At 59.6% G+C, this 24,150-nt stretch carries 27 protein-coding genes; 16 read left to right on the top strand and 11 right to left on the bottom strand.

All coding sequences use genetic code 11. The annotated features are described in order from the left end of the window. Nucleotides 1-30 precede the first annotated feature (30 nt). The 3 genes from DSM107133_RS05865 to DSM107133_RS05855 form a co-directional block, all read right to left on the bottom strand. Entirely contained in the window at nucleotides 31-987 is a 957-nt protein-coding gene (locus DSM107133_RS05865) for a GGDEF domain-containing protein (protein ID WP_162792046.1), read from the bottom strand. Then, nucleotides 971-1,486: a methanogen output domain 1-containing protein gene (locus DSM107133_RS05860; RefSeq protein WP_114293810.1), complete on the bottom strand. Its 516-nt coding sequence runs from the start codon at nucleotides 1,484-1,486 to the stop codon at nucleotides 971-973. Before DSM107133_RS05860 ends, DSM107133_RS05865 begins: the two co-directional genes overlap by 17 nt. Before the next feature lie 102 nt (nucleotides 1,487-1,588). Then, nucleotides 1,589-2,104: a methanogen output domain 1-containing protein gene (locus DSM107133_RS05855; RefSeq protein ID WP_114293809.1), complete on the bottom strand. Its 516-nt coding sequence runs from the start codon at nucleotides 2,102-2,104 to the stop codon at nucleotides 1,589-1,591. Between the two features lie 144 nt (nucleotides 2,105-2,248). On the opposite strand from DSM107133_RS05855, the gene rlmJ reads away from it, so the two are divergent. The 15 genes from rlmJ (at nucleotide 2,249) to DSM107133_RS05780 (ending at nucleotide 15,804) form a co-directional block, all read left to right on the top strand. Continuing rightward, entirely contained in the window at nucleotides 2,249-3,028 is a 780-nt protein-coding gene (gene rlmJ / locus DSM107133_RS05850; protein ID WP_114293808.1) for a 23S rRNA (adenine(2030)-N(6))-methyltransferase RlmJ, read from the top strand. A gap of 9 nt (nucleotides 3,029-3,037) precedes the next feature. After that, complete coding sequence (locus DSM107133_RS05845) at nucleotides 3,038-3,334, top strand: DUF1330 domain-containing protein (RefSeq protein ID WP_114293807.1); 297 nt, start codon at nucleotides 3,038-3,040, stop codon at nucleotides 3,332-3,334. Then, nucleotides 3,324-4,001 carry a hypothetical protein gene (locus DSM107133_RS05840; RefSeq protein WP_114293806.1) on the top strand — a complete coding sequence of 226 codons (678 nt, stop codon included), beginning with the start codon at nucleotides 3,324-3,326 and terminating at the stop codon, nucleotides 3,999-4,001. Before DSM107133_RS05845 ends, DSM107133_RS05840 begins: the two co-directional genes overlap by 11 nt. 9 nt (nucleotides 4,002-4,010) lie before the next feature. After that, a complete protein-coding gene (locus DSM107133_RS05835) occupies nucleotides 4,011-4,457 on the top strand; it encodes a TerB family tellurite resistance protein (RefSeq protein WP_114293805.1) in 447 nt (148 codons plus the stop codon). 145 nt (nucleotides 4,458-4,602) lie between these two features. Further along, complete coding sequence (locus tag DSM107133_RS05830; protein WP_114293804.1) at nucleotides 4,603-5,040, top strand: TerB family tellurite resistance protein; 438 nt, start codon at nucleotides 4,603-4,605, stop codon at nucleotides 5,038-5,040. Beyond that, the gene (locus DSM107133_RS05825; RefSeq protein WP_114293899.1) at nucleotides 5,037-5,771 is read left to right on the top strand and encodes a PhnD/SsuA/transferrin family substrate-binding protein; all 735 of its coding nucleotides are present in this window, start codon (nucleotides 5,037-5,039) and stop codon (nucleotides 5,769-5,771) included. The genes DSM107133_RS05830 and DSM107133_RS05825 overlap by 4 nt, the downstream gene beginning before the upstream one ends. Nucleotides 5,772-6,299: 528 nt before the next feature. Further along, entirely contained in the window at nucleotides 6,300-7,076 is a 777-nt protein-coding gene (locus tag DSM107133_RS05820; RefSeq protein WP_114293776.1) for an amino acid ABC transporter ATP-binding protein, read from the top strand. A gap of 27 nt (nucleotides 7,077-7,103) precedes the next feature. Then, complete coding sequence (locus DSM107133_RS05815; RefSeq protein ID WP_114293775.1) at nucleotides 7,104-7,832, top strand: transporter substrate-binding domain-containing protein; 729 nt, start codon at nucleotides 7,104-7,106, stop codon at nucleotides 7,830-7,832. A gap of 39 nt (nucleotides 7,833-7,871) precedes the next feature. After that, nucleotides 7,872-8,753 (top strand): ABC transporter permease subunit, encoded by an 882-nt coding sequence (locus DSM107133_RS05810; RefSeq protein WP_114293774.1) that lies wholly within the window; start codon nucleotides 7,872-7,874, stop codon nucleotides 8,751-8,753. Then, nucleotides 8,750-9,556, top strand: coding sequence for an amino acid ABC transporter permease (locus DSM107133_RS05805; RefSeq protein WP_114293773.1), 807 nt, complete (start codon nucleotides 8,750-8,752; stop codon nucleotides 9,554-9,556). Before DSM107133_RS05810 ends, DSM107133_RS05805 begins: the two co-directional genes overlap by 4 nt. Nucleotides 9,557-9,677: 121 nt before the next feature. After that, the gene (locus tag DSM107133_RS05800; protein WP_114293772.1) at nucleotides 9,678-11,012 is read left to right on the top strand and encodes a glutamine synthetase family protein; all 1,335 of its coding nucleotides are present in this window, start codon (nucleotides 9,678-9,680) and stop codon (nucleotides 11,010-11,012) included. 64 nt (nucleotides 11,013-11,076) lie between these two features. Beyond that, a complete protein-coding gene (locus DSM107133_RS05795) occupies nucleotides 11,077-11,757 on the top strand; it encodes a type 1 glutamine amidotransferase (protein WP_114293771.1) in 681 nt (226 codons plus the stop codon). Then, the gene (locus tag DSM107133_RS05790; RefSeq protein WP_114293770.1) at nucleotides 11,757-13,121 is read left to right on the top strand and encodes a glutamine synthetase family protein; all 1,365 of its coding nucleotides are present in this window, start codon (nucleotides 11,757-11,759) and stop codon (nucleotides 13,119-13,121) included. The genes DSM107133_RS05795 and DSM107133_RS05790 overlap by 1 nt, the downstream gene beginning before the upstream one ends. 62 nt (nucleotides 13,122-13,183) lie before the next feature. Then, nucleotides 13,184-14,488, top strand: a complete 1,305-nt coding sequence (locus DSM107133_RS05785; protein WP_114293769.1) for an FAD-binding oxidoreductase — start codon at nucleotides 13,184-13,186, stop codon at nucleotides 14,486-14,488. A 128-nt stretch (nucleotides 14,489-14,616) separates the two neighbouring features. Then, complete coding sequence (locus DSM107133_RS05780) at nucleotides 14,617-15,804, top strand: DegT/DnrJ/EryC1/StrS family aminotransferase (protein ID WP_114293768.1); 1,188 nt, start codon at nucleotides 14,617-14,619, stop codon at nucleotides 15,802-15,804. Between the two features lie 40 nt (nucleotides 15,805-15,844). Here the strand turns inward: DSM107133_RS05780 and DSM107133_RS05775 are convergent, their stop codons facing one another. The 5 genes from DSM107133_RS05775 to phaC all read right to left on the bottom strand — a co-directional run bounded on the left by DSM107133_RS05775 (nucleotide 15,845) and on the right by phaC (nucleotide 20,460). Beyond that, nucleotides 15,845-16,537: a DUF4336 domain-containing protein gene (locus tag DSM107133_RS05775; protein WP_114293767.1), complete on the bottom strand. Its 693-nt coding sequence runs from the start codon at nucleotides 16,535-16,537 to the stop codon at nucleotides 15,845-15,847. A 76-nt stretch (nucleotides 16,538-16,613) separates the two neighbouring features. Beyond that, nucleotides 16,614-17,147: an NADPH-dependent FMN reductase gene (locus tag DSM107133_RS05770; RefSeq protein WP_114293766.1), complete on the bottom strand. Its 534-nt coding sequence runs from the start codon at nucleotides 17,145-17,147 to the stop codon at nucleotides 16,614-16,616. 127 nt (nucleotides 17,148-17,274) lie between these two features. Beyond that, nucleotides 17,275-17,850: a polyhydroxyalkanoate synthesis repressor PhaR gene (gene phaR, locus DSM107133_RS05765; RefSeq protein ID WP_114293765.1), complete on the bottom strand. Its 576-nt coding sequence runs from the start codon at nucleotides 17,848-17,850 to the stop codon at nucleotides 17,275-17,277. Nucleotides 17,851-18,067: 217 nt separating this feature from the next. Then, entirely contained in the window at nucleotides 18,068-18,511 is a 444-nt protein-coding gene (locus DSM107133_RS05760) for a phasin family protein (protein ID WP_114293764.1), read from the bottom strand. A 143-nt stretch (nucleotides 18,512-18,654) separates the two neighbouring features. Beyond that, the gene (gene phaC, locus DSM107133_RS05755) at nucleotides 18,655-20,460 is read right to left on the bottom strand and encodes a class I poly(R)-hydroxyalkanoic acid synthase (protein WP_114293763.1); all 1,806 of its coding nucleotides are present in this window, start codon (nucleotides 20,458-20,460) and stop codon (nucleotides 18,655-18,657) included. 128 nt (nucleotides 20,461-20,588) lie between these two features. Here phaC and phaZ point away from each other — a divergent pair, with 128 nt between their 5' ends. Next, on the top strand, nucleotides 20,589-21,911 hold the full coding sequence (gene phaZ / locus DSM107133_RS05750) for a polyhydroxyalkanoate depolymerase (RefSeq protein ID WP_114293762.1): 1,323 nt from the start codon (nucleotides 20,589-20,591) through the stop codon (nucleotides 21,909-21,911). Nucleotides 21,912-22,256: 345 nt separating this feature from the next. Here the strand turns inward: phaZ and DSM107133_RS05745 are convergent, their stop codons facing one another. The 3 genes from DSM107133_RS05745 to DSM107133_RS05735 all read right to left on the bottom strand — a co-directional run bounded on the left by DSM107133_RS05745 (nucleotide 22,257) and on the right by DSM107133_RS05735 (nucleotide 24,128). Next, entirely contained in the window at nucleotides 22,257-22,970 is a 714-nt protein-coding gene (locus DSM107133_RS05745) for an alpha/beta fold hydrolase (protein WP_114293761.1), read from the bottom strand. A 97-nt stretch (nucleotides 22,971-23,067) separates the two neighbouring features. Then, nucleotides 23,068-23,682 carry a hypothetical protein gene (locus tag DSM107133_RS05740; RefSeq protein ID WP_114293895.1) on the bottom strand — a complete coding sequence of 205 codons (615 nt, stop codon included), beginning with the start codon at nucleotides 23,680-23,682 and terminating at the stop codon, nucleotides 23,068-23,070. Nucleotides 23,683-23,699: 17 nt separating this feature from the next. After that, the gene (locus tag DSM107133_RS05735; RefSeq protein ID WP_114293894.1) at nucleotides 23,700-24,128 is read right to left on the bottom strand and encodes a VOC family protein; all 429 of its coding nucleotides are present in this window, start codon (nucleotides 24,126-24,128) and stop codon (nucleotides 23,700-23,702) included. Between the last annotated feature and the right edge of the window lie 22 nt (nucleotides 24,129-24,150).

The following is a 24,150-nucleotide window of genomic DNA, read 5'->3' as shown; positions in this document are numbered from 1 at the left end:
TCGGGGGCCTGAGGCCCCTGTTCCTGGCCCCTAGGGTTTGACGTTGTGCGGACGCAAGGCCTTGCGATCACGTTTGTTGGTGTACATCCGCGCATCTGCGACATTGGCCAAAGCGGTATAATCTCCGCCATCCTGGGGAAACTGGGCGATGCCAAACGACGCGCCAACCACCAGATCGGTCACCGCGCCGTCGGAGCCGCGCCATGACACTGGCCGCTCGATCTGACGACGCAGACGGATGGCAATCTTGGCTGCAATCGACGCATCCACGCCAGACACCCAAAACGCGAATTCATCGCCGCCGACGCGCGCCGAGACATCCTCGGGCCGCTTATGTTCCAGCAATCGGCTTCCGACCTGCGCCAGCAGCGCATCTCCGGCACTGTGACCGTAGGTGTCGTTGATCTCTTTAAAGCCGTCAAAATCGGCAAACAAAAGTGCGCCTGAATTGCTATCCGTCTGTACGGCCCTTTCAACCGCTCTGCGCAGTTCGGCAGCAGTGGCCAGCCCTGTCAACTGGTCGGTGGCCACCAGACGGCGCAGGTGTTTTGCCTCTTCCTTCAGTTGCTGCGCGATCCTTATGTCGCGCGCCCGGCTGCTTTCAATAGTGGCAAATTCGGTTTTCAAATTCAGGAAGCTGCTGCGCAGCCTGGCAGAGGAATCGCCAAATAGCATTACCTGCGCCGGGGTTTGCGCTGTTGTCGGCGCGGAAACACGCCATGCTTTGAACCACATGGTGTTGTCTTTGATCTCTATACGCAGTGGCATAGACACCGATGTACGCACGATGCGCGCCAGATGCGGCTTTACCGCGTCCAGAAACCCCGGACCTTCACCCTTGGGGTCGGCAAGCAGCAATTCCTTGGCCGGAACGTTGGCATAGGCGACCTCACCCGATGTTTCCAGAATCAGAACGGGTTCGGGCGCACGCCCGAACACCGCGTCAAGCTGCCCTGTGGTCGATGTCAAATCAGCTGAAAAATTCATGTCCGTCAGCACCATCAACCGGTTTCAAACCCAACGTAACACGGCAACGGTCATGCCCCGCAGCAATCGACTCGGTCACATGCACGCGCGCATATCCGGTTGCATTGGCGGCAACGCGTCCAAACACATTGGTCATCATCATGCACAAGGACGGGCGCCCTTTGACACGGTCACCAAACGGGCAATCACAATTGGTAAACGACATGCCCTCTTCGGAAAAAGTTTCCAGTCGAAAGCTGCCGCTGACCTGATTTTTCATATCCACACAAATGCGCGCAATGTCTTCTGCGGTTTCCAGAAAAAAACCCTCATCGGCATAGCGCTTTGCCATGTCATCGCCCAGACGGTTGCCAACCATAGCAATGAAACTTGATGCATCGACCAGACCGATAACATCTTCAAGAGCGCCAGCCAGTTCGCCGACCATATCGGCAAAATAGTCCTCACGCGACAGATCCAGTTTTGCGGGTGCTGATGGGATAGGTGTAACATCGTTCATAAGATCACCCAGATTCCTCATATTCCAGAACAGAACCGTGGCAGATAAGTCTGAACAAAAGATTAGGTCGTTCAGCAAAGGCGCCGGTTAATGTGAATAAATTCAGCGAAAAAACTCGTGTCCGCCGGCGTTTTCGTCCGGCTTCAAACCAACGGTGACCCGGCAGCGATCATGACCTGCGGCAATCGATTCCGACACATGGACCCTTGCATAACCTGTGGCATTGGCGGCAATGCGACCGAAAACATTGGTTGTCATCATGCACAGCGACGGGCGCCCGTTGACCCGATTTCCGAACGGACAGTCGCAATTGGTAAAGGTCACCTTTTCGTCAGTCGCCTCTTCCACTTCAAAGGTCCCGCTGATCTGGTTCTTGATGTCCACACACATGCGACCGATATCTTCGGCTGTTTCCTGTGGAAAACCGATTTCGCCATAGCGCCGCGACAGATCGTCGCCAATCCGGTTGCCAACCATCGCCACAAACCCTGCGGCATCTTCCAGTCCGATGACATCTTCAAGAGCGCCTGCCAATTCACCGATAATATCGGCAAAAAAGGCGTCACGCGGCAGTTCAAGCCCCTGACCTGCGGGCCGTGTGGGAGAGCTATCTTTCATGAAAGGGTCCAATCTGACTAACATTGCAGTGCAGAACATTGGCAGCTAGGTCTGAACAAAAGGTTATTATCCTCTTACGAAGCCTGGCACAGGCGTACCGCAACAGCGCCTTGCGTGCTGCCCCAGCATACCGCACAAGGACCCATGCTGAGCTATCAACACATTTATCACGCCGGAAATCTGGCAGATGTTCACAAACACGGCCTGCTGGCGTGGATGCTGGACTATCTCACCCGCAAGGACAAACCGCTGTCCTATATCGAAACCCACGCGGGGCGTGCCAGCTATGATCTGGACGCGAACGAGGCGCGTAAAACCGACGAGGCAACCCAGGGTATCGGACGTGCACAGGGTTGGTTCCCACCGGACCATCCCTTTACCCGCGTGCTGGAACAGGTCCGCGCCGAGGATGGCCCCCGAGCCTACCCCGGATCACCGATGATCGCCGCACGCCTGTTGCGCCCCACCGACACCATCCATCTGGCCGAACTGCATCCGCGCGAACACGGCGCGCTGGCCTATGCGATGTCGCCTTATCCGGTCACCTGCCACCAGCGCGACGGGTTCGACACCGCCCACAGCCTGTTGCCGCCCACGCCCCGGCGCGGGGTGCTGCTGATTGATCCGTCATACGAGATCAAGGACGACTACGCCGACATCCCTCAGCACATTGCCAAATACACCCGTGCCTGGAACGTGGGCATCATTGCACTGTGGTATCCGGTGCTGACCGCGGGCTTGCATGTTCCGATGTTGAAAACCCTGGCAAAAACCTATCCCGACGCCCTGCGCGCAGAGGTCCGCTTTCCCCCCGCGCGCCCGGGGCACGGCATGATCGGATCGGGTCTTTTTGTGATAAATCCGCCCTTCGGTCTGGACGCCGAGGCAAAACGTCTGAAAGATCGGTTTGACACGCTGAAATAAGGACACCCCATGGCCGCCAAAGGATACTGGATCGCGCATAACGTGGTGCATGATGCAGAAAGCTACAAAAAGTACCAGGCCGCCAACGCGGCCCCTCTCGCCGCATATGGTGCCCGCTTCGTGGTACGGGGCGGCCAACAGACCAACCCCGAAGGCACATGGAACAGCCGCACCGTGGTCATCGAGTTTCCCAGCTACGCGGACGCGGTCGCCTGCTATGAAAGCGACGCCTACAAGGCCGCATATGAGTTGCGCAAGGACATCTCGGATGGCAACCTCGTGATTGTCGAAGGCTATGATCCCTAAGCGGGCATCCCCGTGGTGCAGCGCCTGCGCTGCGCTGGTTCTTGCAGACGCCGCCGCGGCCTGCGACACGGCTGTCTGCGTTGTGAATCCGGACACGCTGGCGCTGACCCAAACCATCACCTTTGACGACCAGCAGTCAAGCTATGGCCCCGGCCGCCATCTGGACGAGGTGCTGAGCCTGAATGGCGCGCGCTTTGGCGAACGGTTCGCGGGCCAAAGCCTCTCACTTGCCGGAAATCACGACAGCGTCACCGGCGCGGCCCTTGGCCCGCCGCTGGCGCTGGTTGCCGGTGATGCGGGGCAAAATCTGGCGTTGGTACACATGGGCGGCACCGCGCGCACCGTTCTGGTCGGCTATGGCAGCGCTGGCTTTCCCAAACGCGACGCCCAGGGCGAAGGCGCCATTGCCGTGCAGTTCGACCGCGATCAACCCGCGCTGGCCTTTGATCTGCGCGGCGGCGAGGGCGGCAGCGCACAGGTGCAATTCCTGCGCCGCGACGGCTCTGCCATCGTTACCCTGCAACTGGGCCCGTTGGGCGAAGACAGATTCGGATTTTCCCGCAATGATGGCACATCCGACATCGCAGGCTTTGTGCTGACAAATTTCGACGATCAGGGCCTCGCTTTGGACAATTTGCGCTTTGGTCCGCCGCCCGACTTGGGCTAGGGTCCGGTCATGTTTGAACGCCTATTCCCCCGCCGTCCCCGTGACCAGAAACCGCTGCCTGAACCCGACGCGCAGCTGGCGCTGGGGGCCTTGCTGGTGCGCGTCGCACTGGCCGACCGCAGCTACACCGTGGAAGAGGTCAGCCAGATCGACCGCATCCTGCAAGCCACCTTCGGGCTGAAACCGCTTGAGGCCGCAAAACTGCGTGCCTCTTGCGAAGCTTTGGAGCGCCATGCGCCGGGCACCGACGAATTTGCGAAAATCCTGCGGCAGGAAGTCGGCTATGACGACCGTCGCATGCTGGCCGTGGCCATGTGGAAGGTTGTGATGGCCGACGGACGGCGCAAAGCCTCCGAAGAGCTGTCCCTGCACCAGATCGAAGCGGCCCTTGGCATCACCGACGCCGACAGCGCCACGATTCAGGCCGAAGCCACAGGCGCGGCACCCGGTCATTAAAGCGTCCGGCCTTTAACCTGAGGCATCGCACATCACTTTTCGCGCTGAGCCGCAGGCGAAGGCAAAGAACAAGTGTTTCATGTTTAAGGCCGGACACTCTAAACTGTGCATTGGCCTTGGCCTGGTCTGCCCCTATATCTGACGCATGTTTGCTGATTTCCTCAAACGGCTGACCCAGCCGGAGCCCGCCCAACTGCCCGACACCGACGCGCGCATTGCGCTGACCGCCCTGCTGGTGCGAATCGCCCGCTCGGACGGTATTTATGATGCCGGTGAAGCCGCCACCATCGACAGCGTTGTTGCCGCCCGCTACGGGCTGATGCCCGAAGCCGCCGCCGCCCTGCGCCGCGACGCCGAAGGATTGGAAGCCGAAGCGCCCGACACCGTCCGCTTCACCCGTGCCATCAAGGACGCCGTGCCATACGAACACCGTCTTGGCGTGATCGAAGCCATGTGGACCGTGGTTCTGGCCGACGGTGAACGCGCACAGGAAGAAGACGCGGTGTTGCGGCTGGTCGCCAACCTGCTGGGCGTCACCGACCGCGACAGTGCCATCGCCCGCCAGCAGGTCTCGGGCGCATGATTGCAGCCTTGGGCATGTACGACATGCCCCACGCCCGCGCCGCCAACGACAGGCTGTGGGCGGGCGTGCGCGCCGCCCTTGGCTATGGTCCCGCAACGCTGGCCCGTGACACTGACCCCTGGGAAATCTGGCGATCGGGCGCGCTGCTGCTGGCCCAGACCTGCGGCATGCCCTACCGCACCCGCCTGCATGATCGCGTGCAATTGGTCGCCACCCCCGACCACCACCTGCCCGACTGCCCGGTGGGCCACTATTTCAGCTACCTTATCAAACGCCACGACGACCCGCGCGACCTGAAAGCACTTTCCAAAGGCACGATGGCCTATAACGAAGCGCTGTCGCAATCCGGCTGGGCCGCGCCCATACATCACCTTTCCCAACACAAGCTCGCCCCGAGCAAAACATTGCAAACCGGCGCACATCTGGCCTCGATCTCTGCCGTCCTCGACGGCACAGCCGACTTCGCCGCAATCGACGCTGTTACATTGCTGATGTTTGGTGACAATGACCCTGATGCGGCAGCTTTCCTCAACGCCTTTGATCGTACCGCACCCACACCTGCACTGCCATATATCACCGCAAAAAATCGCGATCCGGCCCCGCTGGCAGCAGCCCTGGCCACGGCCATCGCCGCCCTGACACCGCTGGACCGCGCCACCTTGCGCCTGTATGACATCGCCCGCCTGCCAGCCTCCGCCTATCTGGCCATCCCCACACCTCCCGCGCCCTAGGCTCTGGACCCATTAATCTTACATACTCAGCGGCTATTTCACGAAATTGCAAGGGTTTGGGGCGCACAGCCAATAGTGGTTCTATTTGCAAGCGACCCAAACCCTTGAGATGAAGTGAAATAGCCGCCCGTCGCTCCGTAGGAGCGCTTAATAATATTGGCACGCCTTCGGCGTGACGGGTTTGACGGATTTTCCCGCAGCCTTCGTCACATCTGCTTGAAATAGAACCACTATTCTTGCGCAGATGCTCCTAGTCTGCGAAAAAATCTGTCAAACTGAGTATGTAAGATTAATGGGTCCAGAGCCTAACTTTCTTTTGGCCCTAAATATCCCGGGGGAGGCGCAAAGCGCCGGGGGCAGCGCCCCCTTGACTCCCCCTGACCTGCGCCCACTTTCGCAGCAAATACCGGCTGCCCTTGCGTCAACTATGGCGGCCGGATCAAATTGCGTGCGAAACCACATTGCAAAGTGCCCAAATTTTGTCCCTTATACCCGCTAACCCACAAACCGAGCCCAAAAGGCCTGCCCTTGTCTGACACATCACCTGTCATAGAAATCCACAACCTGCACAAAGCCTACGGTGCTCTTGAAGTGCTGAAAGGTGTCGACATCTCTGCGCCGCGCGGCAATGTGATCAGCCTGATCGGTTCGTCCGGGTCCGGCAAATCCACGCTCCTGCGCTGCTGCAACCTGCTGGAAGACAGCCAGCAAGGCGAGGTGCTGTTCAAGGGCGAACCTGTCATCTGGCGCGGCAGCGGCCATGGACGCCGTCCCGGTGATGCAGGGCAGGTTCTGCGCATTCGAACCAACCTGAGCATGGTCTTTCAGCAATTCAACCTTTGGGCCCATATGACGATCCTGCAAAACGTCATGGAAGCGCCGGTCACCGTGCTGAAACGCGACCCAAAAGAGGTCGAGGCCGCCGCGCGCGCCTATCTGGACAAAGTGGGCATCGGCGACAAATGCGACGTCTATCCGGCCCAGTTGTCGGGTGGCCAGCAGCAACGCGCCGCCATCGCACGCGCATTGTGCATGGAACCCGAAGCGCTGCTGTTTGACGAACCCACCAGCGCGCTCGACCCCGAGCTGGAACAGGAAGTTGTCAAGGTTATCAAGGATCTGGCTGCCGAAGGGCGGACAATGATGATCGTGACGCATGATATGAAACTGGCCGCTGATGTCTCGGACCATGTGGTGTTCCTGCATCAGGGCCTGATCGAAGAACAGGGGCCGCCAGACAGATTGTTCGGCGCCCCCGAATCCGAACGACTGCGCGGGTTCCTCTCTGCGACCCACGCCGCGTAAACGAAAAAAACCAAACGGGAGTACATCATGAAAAAGATCATTCTTGCATCCGCCGCATTGGCCGTTAGCGCAACCTTTGCCATTGCCCAGGACAAAACCATCCGCATGGGCACAGAAGGCGCCTACCCTCCGTATAACTTCATCAACGACGCCGGCGAAGTCGACGGCTTTGAACGCGAGCTGGGCGACGAGCTGTGCAAACGCGCCGAGCTGACCTGCGAATGGGTCAAGAACGACTGGGACAGCATCATCCCCAACCTGGTGTCGGGCAACTACGACACCATCATGGCGGGCATGAGCATCACCGACGAGCGTGACGAAGTCATCGACTTTACCCAGGACTACTTTCCGCCCACCGCTTCTGCCTATGTTGCCGCAGCCGAAGGTCTGGATGTGAAAACGGCCATCGTCGCAGCACAAACCGCCACCATTCAGGCGGGCTATATCGCTGAAAGCGGTGCCACACTGGTTGAGTTTGCAACCCCCGAAGAAACCGTCGCTGCCGTGCGCAATGGCGAAGCAGATGCCGTTTTTGCCGACCGCGACTATCTGGTGCCGTTGGTCGAAGCTTCGGGTGGCGAGCTGATGTTCGTTGCCGACGACGTGGCCCTGGGCGGTGGCATCGGCATGGGTCTGCGTGAAAGCGATACAGAACTGAAAGACAAGTTCGACGCGGCTATCACCGACATGAAAGCCGACGGAACGCTGAACACCATGCTGAAAAAGTGGTTCGGCGACGACACCACGACCTATTGATAAGGCATCGGGGCGGGGACACCCCCGCCCTGAACCCCCATGTTTTCATATTGCACTGATCCTTCGACACTGGGCGGACTGACCTGGCTCTCCTGTTTTCTGACAACAGGGGTGCATCTGTCGTTCTACATGTCTTTCCTCAAGGTGCTGGGCCTGCTGGCGGTCACCGCCCCTGTGGCGCTGGCCTTTGGCTTTCTCGGTGCCATGTCTGCGCGCGCCAGCTTTGCGCCTGTATCATGGCTGGGCAAAGGCTATATCGCGGTGGTGCGCGGCGTGCCCGACATCGCGTTTTTCCTGTTTTTCGTCATCGCGCTGGACCAGCTTTTCGAATACACCCGCCACCGCATCCTGTGCCCCGATTGGGACCAGCCGGTGCGTCAGGGCAATGATTTTATCGTGTGTCAGGCGGCCAAGCTGCCCCTGGGCAGCAGCCCCGAGTGGATGCACGAAACCTATGCTTTCGGCCTTGCGGTCATCACCTTTGCCATCGTCTTTGGCGCCTTTGCCGCCAACGTCCTGTTTGGCGCCATGCGCGCCGTGCCCCGCGCCCAGCTGGAAACCGGCGAGGCCTATGGCATGACCCAGCGCCAGACCTTCTGGCGTATTCTTGTGCCCCAGATGTGGGTCTTTGCGCTGCCAGGCCTGTCGAACCTGTGGATGGTGCTGATCAAGGCCACGCCGCTGCTGTTCCTGCTGGGCATCGAAGACATCGTCTATTGGGCGCGCGAACTGGGCGGCACCAAGACCGAGAAATTCACCAGCTACCCCCACGGCGACTGGCGCATGTGGTATTTTCTGGCACTGCTGATCTTCTATCTGCTGATGACCAAAGTGTCTGAAACCCTGCTGGGCCGCCTGATGGCACGGCTGACGCGCGGACAGGCAACCGCCGGCGGCGAAGCCCAAAGGAAAGCGGCATGAGCTGTATCGAGACGATCCAATCCTATGCCTTCCGGTCCTTGGGCTTTGGCGAACGGCTGTTGCCGCGTTCCGACTTTACCCTGTGCGAACAGGTCACGCTGATCGGATCGGGCATGATCTGGAACGTCTACTTTGGCGTCTGCGCCCTGCTGACCGGTTTCTTTCTGGCCACCGCACTGGCCGTGGCCAAGGCATCGCCGCGCAGGGCTCTGCGCAAGCCTGCGGAATGGTTCATCTTCCTGTTCCGCGGCTCGCCATTGTTCATCCAGTTCTTCTTTGCCTACTTCCTGTTCCTGTCGCTCAAAAGCGTCAATCCGTTCTTCACCGACTTCACCGCCGCATGGCTGGGCGCGCTGATCGTTCTGTTTCTGAACACGGCCGCCTATACGGCAGAGATTTTCTTTGGCGCATTGCAATCCATCCCCAAAGGCGACACCGAGGCCGCCGACGCCTATGGCATGTCCGGCTGGCCACGGTTCCGACGGATCATATGGCCCACGATGCTGCGGCTGGCGTGGCCCGCCTATACCAACGAGGCGATCTTTCTGTTTCACGCCACGACATTGGTGTTCTTCAGCGGCTTTCCCGCGTGGCAACAGCGCGGAGACGCGCTGTATTATGCCAGCTATTTTGCGGACAAAACGTTCAACCCCTTTATCCCCTACCCTATTCTGGCCTGTTACTTCATCCTGCTGACGCTGGTGATTGTCACCGTGTTTGGTGCTGTGAACAAACATCTGAACCGCCATCTGCCCGAAAACACGCGGCCACGTCTGAAGCTTCGGATGAATTTGATCAGATAATACTGCCTGAAATCCGATAGGATAATGGGGCTTTTACGGCCTACGGAATATTTTGATCAAATTTCGTAGACTTTGTATCCCTGTCGGGGATATTCAGAGTCTGAACAGAATGAGAGTCGACATGGACAACTGGCTGAAATCCAACCCCGACATCCGCGCGATCCGCGTTGCGGCGTCGGATCTGAACGGACAACCGCGCGGCAAACGTGTTCCCGTACGCTTCGCCGACAAGGTCATCGAAGACGGGACGCGCTTTCCGATGTCGGTGATGAACCTTGATATCTGGGGCGAAGACATTGATGACAGCCCGCTGGTGATGGAAAGCGGTGACCGCGACGGTGTTCTGAAACCGACCGAGCGCGGCTTTGTGCGGATGCCCTGGCTGGACACGCCCACGGGGTTGATGCCGATCTGGATGTTCCACGAAGATGGCCGACCGTTTGAGGGCGACCCGCGTCACGCGCTGGCCGCTGTGCAGCAACGCTATACCGCACTGGGGCTGACGCCCGTTGTTGCGGTCGAGCTTGAGTTTTTCCTGATCGACGATTCCGGTCGTGATCTGCGGGTGCCGGTGTCACCGCGCTCGGGCAAGCGCCGCGTCGCGGGCGAGATTCTGAGCCTGCGGGCGTTGGACCAGTTTGACCAGTTCTTTACCGAGCTCTACGACGCCTGCGATCTGATGGACATTCCCGCCGACACCGCCATTTCCGAGGCCGGTCTGGGGCAGTTCGAAATCAACATGATGCACCAGCCCGACGCGTTGAAAGCAGCGGATGATGCATGGCTGTTCAAGATGCTGGTCAGGGGCATGGCCCGCAAACACGGCTTTGCCGCATCGTTCATGGCCAAACCCTACGAGGATTACGCCGGATCGGGCCTGCACATGCATTTCTCGATTCTGGACAAGGACGGCAAGAACATCTTTGACGATGGCACCGAACGCGGGTCCGACAAACTGCGTCATGCCATCCAGGGCTGCCTTGCCGCGATGCCCGGATCGACACTGATCTTTGCACCGCATCACAACAGCTTTGACCGGCTGGTGCCCGGTGCCCATGCGCCCACCGGTGTGGCATGGGCCTATGAAAACCGCACTGCCGCCATCCGCGTGCCATCGGGCGCTGCGGCAGCACGGCGTATCGAACACCGTCTGGCGGGGGGGGACGTGAACCCCTATCTGTCTGTCGCCGCCGTGCTGGGTGCTGCATTGAACGGGTTGGAAGATCAAATAGATCCGCCCGCGCCGATCACCGGCAACGGCTATAGCCAGGACCTGCCACAAGTGCCCGGAACCTGGACCAAAGCCATTGACGCCTTTGAAGCCAGCACCGAAATTGCGCGGATCTTTGCCCCCGGCCTGATCCGCAATTTCACCATGACCAAACGTCAGGAAGCCAAGTACATGGAAGAGCTGACAGCTGAAGAGCGGGTCGAAGTCTATCTCGATACCGTATAGGATAGGAAACAGCAGGCGGAGCAACGGCCCGCCGTGCGCAAAAATTGAATACATCAGGTGACCCATGAAGATCGGCATTCTGCAAACCGGCCACGCCGCAGCGGAAGTTTCCAAAGACCACGGCGATTATGACGCAATGTTCCACCGACTGTTGGGGGGCCACGATCTGGAATTCGTCACCTACGACGTCGTGGATATGAAGTTCCCGGACAGCATCCGCGACGCCGACGGCTGGCTGATCACCGGATCAAAACACGGCGCTTATGAAGACCTGCCGTTCATCCCCCCGCTCGAAGACCTTATCCGCGAGGTTCGCGCAGCAGGCCAGCCGATGATCGGCGTGTGCTTTGGCCACCAGATCATCGCACAGGCCCTTGGCGGCAAGGTTGTCAAATTCGACGGCGGCTGGTCGGTCGGGCATACCGAATATGCGCTGCACGGTGCCCCGATAACCCTGAACGCCTGGCATCAGGATCAGGTGATCGAGGTGCCCCCCGGTGCGCGCATCGTGGGAGAGAGCGAGTTCTGCGCGATCGCGGCGCTGCTGTACGGCGATACCATCTGGACCGTGCAACCGCACCCTGAATTCGACAGTGGCGTGATCGACGGGCTGATCCGCTATCGCGGCCCCGGCGTGGTGCCCGACGCGCTGCTGCAAAATGCAGCCGAACACCTGAACGAGAGCGACAACAACCGTGACATCGGCACCTTCATGGCCGAATTTTTCAAGAAAGAGAGAGCATAATGGCCGAGAACAGCTGGGTGGAAAACCTTCCCGAAGCGGCACAGGCCTATCTTGAAGGGCGGCGTCTGGACGAGGTGGAATGTATCGTGTCTGACCTGCCCGGCATTGCCCGTGGCAAGGCGGTGCCTGCGTCAAAATTCATGCGCCAGGATTATTTCCACCTGCCCGACAGCATCTTTTTCCAGACCATCACCGGTGACTGGGGCGAAGCGGCAGGTGCCGACGGGTTCATCGAACGCGACATGATCCTGCGCCCCGACATGGACACCGCCACCGCCGCCCCCTGGACCGGCGACTGGACGTTGCAAGTGATCCACGACGCCTATAACCGCGACGGCGTGCCGGTGCCTTTCAGCCCCCGCAACGTGCTGAAACGGGTGGTGCAACTGTACCGTGACAAGGGATGGAAGCCGGTCGTGGCCCCCGAGATGGAATTCTATCTGGTGGCGCGCAACATCGACCCCGCCAAGGAAATCGAACCGATGATGGGCCGCTCGGGCCGTCCGGCCGCGGCGCGTCAGGCCTATTCGATGACTGCCGTGGACGAGTTCGGCCCCGTCATCGACGACATCTATGACTTTGCCGAGGCGCAGGGTTTTGAAATCGACGGCATCACCCAGGAAGGCGGTGCGGGTCAGTTGGAGATCAACCTGCGTCACGGCAACCCGATCAAACTGGCCGACGAAGTGTTCTATTTCAAACGCCTGATCCGCGAGGCCGCGCTGCGCCACGATTGTTTTGCCACCTTCATGGCCAAACCGATTGCGCAAGAGCCCGGTTCGGCCATGCACATCCATCATTCGGTGCTGGACATCGAAACCGGCGAGAACATCTTTTCCGACGCCGACGGTGCCGAGACACCACAATTTTATCACTTTATCGCGGGCCTGCAAAACCACATGCCCGACGCGCTGGCCGTGATGGCGCCCTATGTGAACAGCTACCGTCGCTACGTCAAAGATCACGCCGCACCGATCAATCTGGAATGGGGCCGCGACAACCGCACCACCGGCATCCGCGTGCCGCTGTCGTCCCCCGGTGCACGGCGGGTCGAGAACCGCATCGCCGGCATGGACTGCAACCCCTATCTGGGCATCGCCGCCTCGCTGGCCTGCGGCTATCTGGGCCTGATCGAGGCGACGCAGCCCAAGCCGGAATTCAAGGGCGATGCCTATGAAGGCGAAGGCGACATTCCCCGCGATATGGGTCAGGCGCTGGAAGGCTTCGACGCCGCCGACGCGCTGCAAGAGGTGCTGGGGCCCGACTTTGGCCGCGTCTATTCCATCGTGAAACGCGCGGAATACGACGAGTTCCTGCAAGTCATCAGCCCGTGGGAACGCGAACACCTTTTGCTGAACGCATAGCGTTTTTTTGCCCCCGGCCCTCCGGGGGGGATTTCTTGAACCAGAGAAGAGATGCAGCCCCAGTGAACCTGCTTTACGCCAATGATGCCTTGGGGTCCTACCCTGACAGCTGGTATGCCGCGACCGCGAACGCCCTGCCCGCCTTTGCGCCGCTGAAAGGCGAGACCAGGGCGGATGTCTGTGTGGTTGGTGGTGGCTATACCGGCCTGTCCGCAGCACTGCATCTGGCCGAAGCGGGGCGCGACGTGGTTCTGATCGACGCGCAGCGCGTTGGCTTTGGCGCGTCGGGGCGCAATGGCGGGCAATTGGGATCAGGCCAGCGGGTCGAGCAGCCCAAGCTGGAAAAGATGCTGGGGATCGCGGCCGCGCGCACGCTGTGGGATCTGGGCGAGGATGCAAAACATCTGGTCAAGGACCTGATCGCCAGGCACCGGATCGACTGTCACCTGAAACCCGGCGTGGCGTGGAGCGCCTCGGACAAGGGGGATGTGGCGGGGCTGCATGACTATGCCGAACATATGGACCGGGTTTACGGCTACCAGATCGACACCTTTGATGCGGACAGCTTTGCTGCAGACGTCTGCCCCTCGCCCGACTATTGCGGCGGGATTCTGGACCGCGACGCGGCGCATCTGCATCCGCTGAACCTGGCGCTGGGACTGGCGCGGGCCTGCAAGGCAGCGGGCGTGCGGATATTCGAAGGGTCTGCCGCCCAACACATCGACCACGGGGCCAAGGCAACCGTGCGCACCGACGGCGGTCGTGTCGTTGCCGATCACGTGGTGCTGGCCTGCAACGGTTATCTGGGCGGGCTGGAACGCAAGACAGCCGCACGGGTTATGCCGATCAACAATTTCATCGCCGCGACTGAACCCTTGGGTGCGGCGGCGCGCGAAGTCTTGCGTCAGGACGTGGCCGTGGCTGACAGCCGCTTTGTCGTCAATTACTTCCGTCTCAGCCATGATGGTCGCCTGCTGTTCGGCGGTGGTGAGAGCTATGGCTACAAGTTTCCCGCCGACATCGCCGCCAAAGTGCGCGCGCCGATGTCAGTGGTGTTTCCGCATCTGAAAGATGTGCGGATCGACTACGCCTGGGGCGGGACGCTGGGCATCACCATGAAACGCCTGCCCTATTTGGCACGGGTGGCGCCGAACATCCTGTCGGCCTCGGGTTACTCAGGGCACGGGCTGGGCACCGCCACGCATGCAGGGCAATTGATGGCACTGGCGATCAAGGGACAAAGCGACGGCTTCGACGCGATGGCTGCGATTCCCTCGACGCCTTTTCCCGGCGGACCGGCCATGCGCACGCCGCTGCTGGTACTGGCGATGACATGGTACGCTCTGCGCGACCGTCTGGGCATCTAACACCCTCCATTTTCCACCGTTAACAAACTGCACAACACCGCCGAATAACGGCGTCACGTCACAAAACCGTTTCCTTTTCTTCGTAACTGTTTTACGAAATTGAAAACCGCAGTTAAGGAAACGCAAATATGTCCCTGCCAAACATGCATCACGCCGAGCCGATCCCAGAGGCCGCCAAGGCCGAGATTGACCGGCTTCTGCAATCGGGCGACCTGTTCCGTTACACCGCTGCATCCGACTCGCCCGTCACATTGCTTGAGGCCGAGTTCGCACAGATGCTGGGCAGCAAATACGCGCTGGCCGTATCGTCCTGTTCGGCGGCGCTGTTTTTGTCGCTCAAGGCACTGGACCTGCCCCGCGATGCGCGGGTGCTGATCCCCGGATTTACCTTTGCTGCGGTTCCGTCGGCTGTAATCCATGCCGATTGCCTGCCGGTGCTGTGCGAGGTTGGCGACAACTACCGCATCGACATGGCAGATTTCGCCGCCAGGCTGCCATCCGTCAGCGCCGTAATCGTCAGCCACATGCGCGGGCACACCTCGGATATGGACGCGATCATGGGCCTGTGCGACGCCGCTGGCATTCCGGTGATCGAAGACGCCGCGCATTCGCTGGGCACGCTGTGGCATGGCCGCAAGATCGGCACATTGGGCCGCATCGGGTGTTTCTCGTTCCAGTCCTACAAGATGATCAATGCGGGCGAAGGTGGCATTCTGGTCACTGACGATGCCGACCTTGTGGCGCGCGCCGTCATCATGTCGGGCGCATACGAGCACAACTGGAAAAAACACCCGGTCCTGCAAGATGCCTTTGCCACCCATCAGAACACCTTGCCCCTGTACAACCTGCGCATGGGCAACCTGAGCGCCGCCGTAATCCGCCCGCAACTGCCCGAGCTGGCGCGCCGTGTCACCGACGGGCTGGCAGGACATGACCATGTCGCGGCCCTGCTGAACGGCAGCACATGGATCGACGTTCCCGCCCCGCTGGCCCCCGAAACCCGCGCACCGGATTCCATTCAGTTCAACGTGCAGGGCGTCAGCGACGCGCAGGTGTTGGATTTTGTCGCCACAGCCAAGGCGCAGGGCGTCACCGTACAGGTCTTTGGGTTGAGCGATGACAACGCGCGCGCTTTCTGGAACTGGAAGTTCATCAAGGATCTGCCAGAACTGCCGCAGACCCGCGCTATGCTGATGCGCGCCTGTGACGTGCGTCTGCCCGTTCATCTGACACGCGCCGAACAAGACAGCGTTGCCGACATTCTGCTGGGCGCGGCCGAAACCGCCTTTGGCGAGGCGCGCGCTTACGGCACCTGAAGGTCTGGCGCGCTCGAAGTGCGGCGTGCAACGGCACAAATTAGCGGATCAGCCACCCAAACGCGTTCTGCAACGCGGCATTGCCCCCTGTCCGCATTGGTGTGCCGTGCGCCATGACCAGGCAGTCTGTTGGCCATTCCAGGATGCGCCGCACACTGTTGCGCGCGGCCGTTTTGTCCCGTGTCGCCATGCGAAATTTGCGCGGCACTGACGGCACCGGGGCTGTCATCAGGTCAAGCCGGGCCACCAGGGCCCGCCAACCGCGATACCAGCCTTGCGGAATCTGCTGCACAAGGTCCGTGACCAAGACCGTGGCCGTCTCGCGGTGAAAGAACACCACCTCGGTCGTGATCCGGTTTCCCCGCACGATCACCTGATCAACCGTTCCTGCCCAAGCAGGGGCAGGTTCATCGCCAAGGGTCGCATGAATCACCGTCCCCGCAACTTGTGACGTTAGATCGGGGGCGGCGTGAACCCGTGCATCCGGATAGGCAGCGGCCCATTCACCCAAAAAGGTATAGTGCAGACTGTTTGGAGCGATCAGATGGCGCACCTGTCCAAGGGCATCAACTGCGGCGCGTATCTCTTGCGACAAAGCGACCGGCGACCAGACCCACAATCCGCCCCCATCCGGCAGCCGGATCACCGCCATGCGCGTGGGAAACCGGAAGCCTGCAGCGCCCGTAACTGCGGGTCCGTCAACAAGCCAAAGCCCCGGGCCAAACGGTGTCATGATTGAGCGCACCCTCTCCTGAACATCTGCATCTCAGCTGTACACTTGGGCGGGCGATTTGTCCAAATTAGCTGCCTTATGCGCGGTCGTCGCTTGCCTGTGCAAGACTGTGCAGAAAGCCTCGCACACTGGCCTGCTGAGCTGCCTGCATCATATGGTCTGCGATGTCTTCGGGCGAAAGCTTCATCAACGCGAACCGCACAAACACATCCTGTGCAAATCCCGTGCTGACCGTCGACAGCACAAGCCTGAGCTGTGCCAGCATGTCGTCGCCACGGTGCGAGGCGTGCATCAAAGCGACAGGTTTCGAGATAATCTCGTCGCGCGATACCAGCCAGTCGATCGCGTTTTTCAAACCACCGGGGATGGCGCGGACATATTCCGGGCTGGAAATGATCACGCAATCGCTGTTTGCAATGCTGTCCACAAAACATTGTACCGGTTCGGGCAAAGGACCGGCTTCAAGATCAGGGGAAAACACCGGCAGTCTGGCCACATCGGCAAAAACTGTAACGTCATGGTCCGGCTGCGCAATCACAGCCACAGCGCGCAGCAGCGCCGTGTTGGTCGAGCGTGCGCGCCCGCTGCCGGAGATTGCGAGGATTTTCATGCGTTCGCACTAAAGGATCAAAAGCGCGGGATCAAATGGCGTTGCCCAAAACCACCGCCCGGCAAAAAAGAACGCCTGCAAAATGCCACCCGCGCGGGTCGCATTTGCATGCCAACGATCAACAAGGTTACTTCAGCTTCGACAACTTCGCCTGAAGGTCGGCCAGCTGCTTCTTGATCGCGTCCAGATCCTCGCCGGATTCTTCTTCCGACGTCGTTTCAGGCTCTTCACTCTGCGGCGTTGTCGACCAGCTGGTGGGAATACCGCCAATACCGCCGGTCATGGCTTTGACAAAGGCAGCTTGCTGCGCCTGCATTGCTTCCAGCCCCGGCATTTTGGCAATCGGGTTCATCGCGCCCATATTTTCCAGCATACGGCTTTGACCGCTGCGCAACATCTCGAAAGAGGCTTCCAGGAATTGCGGCACAACGCTGGCGTTACCGCCCATATAGCTGCGCACGAGATCGTTCAGCACATCCACCGGCAAAACGCTTTCGCCCCGGCTTTCGTGTTCGGCAATGATCTGCAACAGATATTGCCGCGTCAGGTCGTCGCCGGATTTCAGATCAACGATCTGAACCTCGCGCCCGTCGCGGATGAAACCGGAAATATCTTCGAGCGTCACATAGTCCGACGTCTCTGTATTATAGAGCCTGCGGCTTGCGTACCGCTTGATCAGCAATGGCTTGTCTTTGGTCGTCACGGAAAATCCTCCCCAGACTAAGTGCTGCAATGCAGCTTAGGGATCGAAACCTGAAATGAAAAGGAAATCATCGCATTGGCGGCAATGCCTTTACGGCAAATACCGACGGTTCGCCGTTGTGCGCACCCCTGACAAAAAAAACGGCGGGTTCCAAAAGGAACCCACCGTGATGTACCGCGAATAACAGGGAGGAAATCGCGCGGTTATCTGTAACGACTTACTTCGCTGTCGCTTTTTTCACAGCCGCTTGCGCGTCTGTCGAAGCTTTCTTGATCGCAGTCTGAGCTTCTTCGCTCATGTCTTTGCCTGCGGCCATCATCAGTTCGACGGTTTCCATCTGAACTTTTTTGGCGATTTCAGCAAAGGCGGCCATGTTTTCGGCAGCAACTTCGGCAGTGGACGATGCGAAATCGGTCATTGCCTTGGCGTAATCTGCGGGCTCGGCTTTTGCTTTCGACATGTCTGCCAGCTTGGCCAGAGTTTCCTTGGTCCATTTGTTGGACACTTCGGTGGATTTCTCGGCAGCCGTCAGCGCAACACCGGACAGTTTTTCGTTCAGTGTGGTTGCGGATTTGAAAGCATCTTCCATCGAAGCTGTGTCGACGGGGAATGCGCCCATCATGTCTTTGAACATTGCGGTCAGATCTTGTGTCTTAGCCATTTTACTTGTCCTTTCAGGTTGCGGTGCGGGGTGTGCCCGCTGTCTATCTTCTGAAAGCAATATAGATGCTGCACCGCAGCATTGCAAGGAAAATGCTGCGGTGCAGCAAAGAAAAGTTCAACCTAAGGTAATTGACAAGAAAATCAGGACTTTGGCTTGTTCGACACATAGGTCCCGGGCGAGTCACACAGGACAGGATGCGTAGAATCACCCGGCTCGCGCGCGGGAATCATCTTGCCTGACCGCTTTTTCAGCCAAGCCCCCCAACGCGGCCACCACGAACCGTCATGGAACTGCGCGCCGTCCAGCCACTGGCTGTGATCGCCAGACATATCGGCATTGGTGTAATGCCCGTATTTCTTCTTGGACGGCGGATTGACGATGCCCGCGATATGGCCCGACTGGGTCATGACAAAGGTCTTTTGCTTTGACCCCATCTGCTGCACGCCGCGATAGCTGTCCTTCCACGGGGCAATGTGATCGGTCTCGCAGGCAATGGCGCAGATGGGCAGATCAAGATCGCCCAGCGACAGCTTGTAACCCAGCAATTCCATCTCGCCCCGCGCCAGCCGGTCCTCCTGACACAGGCCCCGCAGATATTGCATTGCCATCTTGGCCGGCAGGTTGGTGCCGTCGCCATTCCAGAACAGCAGATCGAACGCGGGGGGCGTTTCGCCCATCATGTAACTGCGGATCGCAGGTGCATAGACCAGATCGTTTGACCGCAGAAACGAAAAGGTGCGCGCCATGATCACCGAGGGCAATACGCCCTTGTCTTCGACCTCGGCGGCAATGCCGTCGACAAAATCATCGGTCAGGAATGGCGCAAATTCACCCTGATCGCTGAAATCGGTCAGCGCCGTAAAGAAGGTGGCAGATTTCACCGAGGTGTCTCCGCGCTGTTTCAGGATCGACAGCGTCATCGACAGGGTGGTGCCGGCGATGCAATAGCCGATCGCATTCACCTGCTTCTGACCGGTGATCTTTTTCACCTCGTCGATGGCAGCGACATAGCCCTCTTCAACGTATTCCTCCAAGCCGACATCGCGGTAAGACGCATCGGGGTTCACCCAGGACACGATGAACAGCGTATAGCCCTGATCGACGATCCACTTGACCAGAGAGTTCTGCGCCTTCAGGTCCAGAATATAGAACTTGTTGATCCAGGGCGGGAAAATGATCAGCGGAGTCGCGTGCACTTCATCCGTCGTCGGGGTGTACTGGATCAGTTCCATCATGCGGTTGCGAAACACCACCTTGCCCGGCGTCGAAGCGATGTTGTTGCCCAACTCAAAGGCCTGTTCATCGGCCAGCTTCACCACCAGTTCGCCGTTGTTGTTCTCAAGATCCTTAATCAGGTTCTCCAGCCCGTCGATCAGGCTTTGCCCGTCCGTGGCCACGGCCTTTTCCAGCGCATCGGGATTGGTGGCCAGAAAATTGGTCGGACTCATCAGGTCGACGATCTGGCGGGTGAAATAGCCAAGCCGCCGCTTTTCGCCGGGCTCCATATCCTCGACCGTCTCCACGGCTTCCATCAAGGCCTGCGCATTGATCTGGTACTGTTGTTTGACGTAGTTGAAATAGGGATGCGACTGCCACATCGGGTTGGCAAAACGGCGATCGGTGGGGCCTGCGTCTTCGGGCGCGGCCAAACCCTTTTGCGTCAGCGCCTGCTGCGCCTCGACAAAATGCGCCATTGTTTTCGACCAATAGCCCATTTGTTGTTCGATCAACTTGGCCGGATTGTGGATGGCCTCTTGCCAATAGGCCGTCGCTGCCTTGCCGAACAGCTCTTGATTCGGCCCATCTAACGCAGCGTTATGCGTGCTGCGGTGCGTCATGACCCGCGACAGGCGTTCACGCAATTCGTCAACTCTGGCAAGGTTTTCCGTCAATTTGTCGATGGTTTCGCCCGTAAGTTCACCAGATGCTGTGTCTTTTGTTGTCATAGTGGAACGAACCTCGTACTTTGCAGTTGCAGCATTATGTAGTATTGTAACCTTTACTTAACGTCGCCGACTTCGGGGAGGCATGCGACGAGTGCGCCGGGCACACCCGGCAGAAACAGGAGACCCGAATGCGGTACATGGCCACCTACGATCTGATGGAGACAATCAGAACAACGAATCAATGGCTTGGCGCCTCGGCCCTTGCCATGGGATCATACCCTGCCTTCTCCATGATCCCAAACCCTGCGTTTGAATGGATGCGCGCCTGGGGCGAAGTAACGGAACGTAGTTTCCAGCGCATGGTCGTCAAACCCGACTGGAACATCCCGCATTTCACCGCCAAGGATGGCAAGGACCATATCGTTTCTGTCACCCGCGTTGTGAAAAACGACTTTGGCGACCTGCTGCATTTCGAAGTGCCGGGACGCGATGTTGAAAAACCCACCGTGCTGCTGGTTGCCCCGATGTCGGGCCATTATGCCACGCTGCTGCGCAAAACCGTGATTTCGCTGCTGCCCGACTGTGATGTCTACATCACCGACTGGCACAACGCCCGCGACATTCCGGTCAGCGCCGGCAAGTTCGACATCGAGGATTACACGCTGTACCTCGTGGACTTTATGAAATTCCTCGGGCCCGATACCCATGTCATCGCGGTCTGCCAGCCTGCCCCGCTGACCCTGGCCGCCACCGCCTATCTGGCCGAAGAAGAGCCCGCAGCCCAACCGCGCAGCCTGACCCTGATCGGCGGGCCGATTGACCCGAGTGCGGCCGCGACCGAAGTCACCGACTTTGGCCACAGTGTCACCATGGGCCAGCTGGAAGAATCGATGATCCAGCGCGTCGGGTTCAAATTCGCCGGTGTGGGCCGTCAGGTCTATCCGGGTCTGTTGCAGCTGTCTTCGTTCATTTCGATGAACGCTGAAAAGCACGCCAAGGCGTTCAACAACCAGATCGCGCGCACCGCACGCGGCGAGGCGTCGGACCACGACAAGCACAATGAATTCTACGACGAATATCTGGCCGTGATGGACATGACCGCAGAATTCTACCTGTCGACGGTCGAGCGCATCTTCCAGAACCACGAGATTGCCAAGAACGAATTCGTGGTTGCCGGCCGCAAGGTCGACATTGGTAAGATCACAACCGTTGCTGTCAAAACCGTCGAAGGCGGCGAAGACGACATCACCGCTCCCGGTCAGTGCATCGCCGCGTTGAACCTGTGTACCGGCCTGCCCGAGTCGAAAAAGGCAAGCCATGTCGAGCCGCACGCGGGTCATTATGGCATTTTCGCAGGCAGCAGCTGGCGCAACAACATCCGCCCGATGGTGCTTGAGTTCATCTCAAAGAACAGCAGCACCGAGGCAGCGGCGGGTGCGGCAAACACACCGAAAAAGCCCAATGCGCCCGCAATCACGCGCAAGAACGGTTCGGCCGACGCCACGGCCTGACCTCGGGTCAGGACCCATTAATCCTGCACCGTCAGTTTGACAGATTTTTCCGCTGACAAGCAGCATCTGTGCAGGAATAGTGGTTCTATTTCAAACAGATGCGCCGCAGGCTGCGGGAAAATCCGTCAAACCCGCAGGGCGGCGATTTCACTTCATTTCAGCGGCTTGGGCCGCTTGCAAATAGAACCACTATTGGCTGCACGACCCAAACCACTGAAATTTCGCGAAATTGCCGCTGACGGTGCAGGATTAATGGGTCCTGACCCTAGCTCTGAAAAACCCCGGCGGCTGGCCCCTGAAGAACAATGCGCTCTCCCTTTGCGGGGGGCGCATTTTGCTTTGTGGTCAGCCGCGCAAGACCAACGGCTGTTTCATCCAGGCCTGCAAGGCCGCGTTGGTTTCTTCGGGCTGCTCCAGGGGTGGCAAATGCCCGGCCCCGTCAATCACGACAAGTTCGGCATAAGGGATCAGTTCGGCAATAAAGCTGTGATGCTTCACCGGCGTCAAACTATCCTGTGCACCGCACATCACCAGCGTCGGCACCTTGCATTTGCGCAGCGTGCTTTGCTGGTCACGGCGGCGCTGCATGGCGCGCGACTGGCGCACAAAGACATCCGGCCCCAGCGACTGCGCCATCGCGGCCACCGCAGACAGCACGCCCGCGCGTTCAGCACCAGCGGCCAGATGGTCGGGTTTCAGCTGCGTGCGCATCACTTCGTCCAGCCGCCCGGCCCGCGCGCCGACAATCAGCGGCTCGCGTGCGGCCGCGCTTTGCGGTGTTTCGGCCAGCGCATTGGTCGAGATCAGGGCAATCCGGCTGACGCGGTCGGGCGCGCGGCGCAAAATCTCCATTGCCACCATCGCCCCAAAGCCCAATCCGGCCAGCGCAAAGCGTTTGGGCAGCTGGTCAAGCAGGTTAGAGGCAATCTCCTCGACCCGCTCGCCCTGGGTCACGGGCGCAATGGTCACGCAGATGACATTGGAAAAGGCCGCCAACTGCGCAGCATACAGCCGCGCGTCACACATCATTCCGGGGAGAAGAACCAAAGGTTCGGCCATGCCTGTCTCGCGCTTTTTGCTGCTTCTTTTGCAGCGCAGCATGTCGCAAGCGCGGGTACGCTACAAGTGGTAACCCGTGCGAGGGGCAAGGCCTTGCCTATGGCAACTCCACCCCCTTGAACTTCGGGAAATCCGCATAGCGCGCGCGGCGCGCCTCTGCCCCTTCCGCCGGTGCGTCGCCTGCCCGCAAAAGCATCCCCTTTGGTGCGATATAGCTGGAAATCGTGCGCAGCGGCACGGGCCGCCAGTCCAGATTGAACGCGCACAGCTTGGGAAAGAACCAGATCGCGGAATAGGGCAGATGGTCGTGCAGCCACCATGCCAGATCGCGCCAGTCGCGCCCCTGCGCATAACGGTCGGAAAACCACGGGATCGCCAGCGAGGTGCCCGCAATGGCATCCTCTCCCGCAGCCCAATCCCAGATGTGGCACTCGATCGGATTGTCATTGCGTGCGCAATTCAGCGCGTTTTCGTTGCCAAAGCGGTTGAGGTCGGGCGAGCGATACCCCGAGCGGATCGCAATCCGCCCAAAGGTTTCGGTCAGCGGGTCCAGCAGTTCTGTGCACAGCATCCGCCCGTTGGCGACGGCAAGGTCGGGATCAGCCGGCACGTTGGGAATGCCGTACAGGCTGCCGATCTCGGAATAGAGAAAGTCGCGCATGTAGAAATGTTTCGACAGCCGCACGCGCCCCAGGTCTTCCAGCCCGCGCATACTGCGGGGCGGGCGCATCAGGCGACGCCGTTCCACTGGAATGCGCCATCCGGTCCCAGCGGCGCAAAGGGATTGTGCGCCACCTCCCAGATGTGCCCCTCGGGGTCCGCGAAATATCCGATATGCCCGCCCCAGAACACGTCATGCGCGGGCTTCAGGATGCGCGCGCCTGCCGCTTCGGCACGGGCCAGCAGCGGGGCGACCTCGTCCTTGTCGCGCACGTTATAGGACAGCGTCATCGCCCCGCGCCCCAGCGTGTCTTCGGGCAGGCCAAGGTCACGCGCCAGGTCTGCCAGCGGATACAGGCCCAGCGTCTGACCGATAAGATCAAAGGCCGTAACGCCGTCGGGGCTGTCCACCGCCTGCCAGCCAAGGGCGGTGTAAAACGCGGCCTGTGCTGCCATGTCGCGCACGCCGAGTGTGATCAGACTGATCCGTTGTTCCATCATTCTATCTCCCTCTTCCATC

It is taken from the genome of Pseudosulfitobacter sp. DSM 107133, from assembly GCF_022788695.1.
Classification (GTDB): Bacteria; Pseudomonadota; Alphaproteobacteria; order Rhodobacterales; family Rhodobacteraceae; genus Pseudosulfitobacter.
The sequence above is the reverse complement of the archived record's forward strand: the minus strand, read 5'-3'. Positions and strand labels throughout refer to the sequence as shown.